Origin of the sequence: Myroides odoratimimus (genome assembly GCF_030326305.1) — a bacterium.
GTDB lineage: Bacteria > Bacteroidota > Bacteroidia > Flavobacteriales > Flavobacteriaceae > Flavobacterium > Flavobacterium odoratimimum_A.
Map to the genome: position 1 here is coordinate 1 of NZ_JACAKB010000085.1, position 926 is coordinate 926.

Annotated in this window: 1 protein-coding gene and 1 pseudogene; both read left to right on the plus strand. The window is 32.4% G+C overall.

Features of this window, described 5'->3' with window-relative positions:
• A pseudogene (locus tag HX049_RS18540) lies at positions 1-122 on the plus strand (PorP/SprF family type IX secretion system membrane protein); the annotation flags it as partial.
• A gap of 25 nt (positions 123-147) precedes the next feature.
• Positions 148-926: tetratricopeptide repeat protein (locus tag HX049_RS18395; protein WP_435793537.1), on the plus strand; the 779-nt coding region annotated here is incomplete at its 3' end.

Consider the following 926-nt stretch of genomic DNA (forward strand, 5'->3'; position numbering starts at 1 on the left):
GTTATTCTTATGATTTTGATACTACAGCACTTCAACGTTATAACTCAGGATCACACGAAGTTTTCTTAAGATTTGAATTATTTAACCGTCGTAGTACAATTAATGCACCGCGATTCTTTTAATTGAAAGTATTTAAAAAAGGAAAGTATGAAAAGATATTTACTAAAAGGTAGTCTTTATTGTTTGTTACTTTTGGCTAGCTTAAATACTTATGGTCAAAGAGTAACGGAGAAAAAAGCGGACAAAGAATATCAAACCAAGGCTTATATAGATGCTATAAAGCTCTATGAAGGTATAGCAGCTCAAGGCTATATTAATGCAGATATGCTACAAAAGTTAGGTGACGCTTATTACTTTAATGGGAAACTAATAGAGGCTAATAAATGGTATACAGAACTCTTTGATGGGACTTACGATGATAAAGGAAAAGAGCCTCTTTCATCAGAGTATTATTATCGTTATGCTCAAACTCTAAAAAGCATAGAGAATTATGACAGGTCTAAAGAGATTATGGAATACTTTGTAAGATTAGAAGAGGCAGATTCAAGAGCTCAGCTTTTTTTGGAGAACAAAGATTTTTTAAAGAAGATTGAAAAGAAGAAGGAGTTATATGATTTAAAAATATTGAGTATTAATTCTGAGTTCTCAGATTATGGCGCAACTATTCTAGGAACAGATTTAATTTTTACATCTGCTAGAAATACAGATTTTAATAAGCCTGTGCATGAGTGGACTAATGAGAGTTTTACAGCCTTGTACAGTAGTACGATTAACGCTGATGGGACTTTCTCAGAACCTAAGCAGTTTGCTAAAGAGATAAGTTCTAGAGTAAATGATGCAACAGCTGTTTTTACAAAGGATGGTAATACGATGTACTTTACTAGAAATAACTCTAGTGAAAAGGGAAAGAGAAGAAACAATAAGGA